Raw genomic sequence first — 305 nt, forward strand, 5'->3', positions numbered from 1 at the left:
AGCGCCAGCCCGATCGCCGACCATACGGCGAGATAGATGTAGGTGCGCAAGCGGAAGATCTTGCCCAGATGGAAATGCGCCAGCCCGTCGACAAAGGCGCCGCTCGCGGTCCTGACGAGCGCCGGATCCACAGGCCCGCTGCCGCCCGCCGTCGCCAGCGCCATGTTGGCGTTGTAGTCGGACAAGGTCGCGTAGGAGATCAGCCCGCGCTCCCGGCCAAGCTTGTCCATCACGCCATCGCAGGCGTCGATGCAGAGCGCGCAGGTGATGCACTCCAGCTGCTGCCCATCGCGAATGTCGATTCC

The 305-nt window shown here is 65.9% G+C and carries 1 protein-coding gene; it reads right to left on the reverse strand.

Annotation, left to right across the window (positions count from 1 at the left end):
* Nucleotides 1–305: 4Fe-4S dicluster domain-containing protein (locus tag EN852_RS38710; RefSeq protein ID WP_348643557.1), on the reverse strand; the 305-nt coding region annotated here is incomplete at both ends.

The organism is Mesorhizobium sp. M2E.F.Ca.ET.209.01.1.1 (genome assembly GCF_004010375.2).
Lineage (GTDB): Bacteria > Pseudomonadota > Alphaproteobacteria > Rhizobiales > Rhizobiaceae > Mesorhizobium.